Source organism: Pantoea sp. Pa-EAmG, from assembly GCF_030024295.1.
Taxonomy (GTDB): Bacteria; Pseudomonadota; Gammaproteobacteria; order Enterobacterales; family Enterobacteriaceae; genus Pantoea; species Pantoea dispersa.
The window spans coordinates 1-959 of record NZ_JASEWO010000372.1 but is presented as its reverse complement, the minus strand read 5'-3'; the positions used below and the strand labels follow the sequence as shown (position 1 = coordinate 959).

At 59.5% G+C, this 959-nt stretch carries 1 protein-coding gene; it reads left to right on the top strand.

Going from position 1 to position 959, the window contains the following annotated elements; all coding sequences use genetic code 11:
* A partial coding sequence (locus QMM04_RS22720; RefSeq protein ID WP_282997135.1) for an ABC transporter substrate-binding protein occupies positions 1–959 on the top strand: 959 nt, incomplete at both ends.

The window sequence follows — 959 nt, the reverse complement described above, 5'->3', positions numbered from 1 at the left end:
CGGGGATCGTCTGGAGCGACGGCACCGCGATAACCGCTGAAGATATCGTCTGGAGCTGGCAGCGCCTGGTTGATCCGAAAACGGCGTCACCCTATGCAAGCTATCCCGGCAATATGCATATCGTGAATGGCGCGGATATTGCCCAGGGCAAAAAAGCGCCGGATACGCTCGGCGTTAAGGCCCTCAACGACACCACGCTGGAAGTGACGCTCACGCAGCCCAACGCGGCCTTCCTCGCGATGCTGGCGCACCCGTCGCTGGTGCCGGTGGATAAAGTCCTGATCGGTCGTTTCGGTGAGAAGTGGACCAAGCCAGAACATTTTGTCAGCAGCGGCGCGTATAAGCTGTCGCAGTGGGTGGTCAACGAGCGCATCGTGGCCGAGCGTAACCCGCGCTATTGGGACAACCCGCATACCGTTATCAATAAAGTCACGTATCTGCCCGTGACGTCTGAAGCATCGGACGTGAACCGCTACAAGGCGGGGGAAATCGACATCGTTTACACGGTGCCGATCAACCAGTTTGCCCAGCTCAGGAAAACGCTCGGCCGCGAGCTGGACGTCTCCCCGCAGCTTGCGACCTACTACTATGAGTTCAACACCACCCGGCCGCCGTTCAACGACGTCCGGGTGCGCAAGGCGCTGAACATGGCGCTGGATAAAGACATCATCGCCGAGAAAGTGCTGGGGCAGGGGCAGCGCCCGGCATGGCTGATTAGCCAGCCGGACATCGGCGGCGTGAAGCTGCACAACCCGGACTACGCCAGCTGGCCGATGGACAAGCGCATTGCCGAGGCGAAAAAGCTGCTGGCCGAAGCCGGTTATAGCCCCGACCATCCGCTCAGCTTTAATCTGCTGTACAACACCTCGGAATCGCACCAGCGTATCGCCATCGCCGCCAGCTCTATGTGGAAGAAAAATCTCGGCGTGGAGGCGAAGCTGCAAAATCAGGAGTGGAAA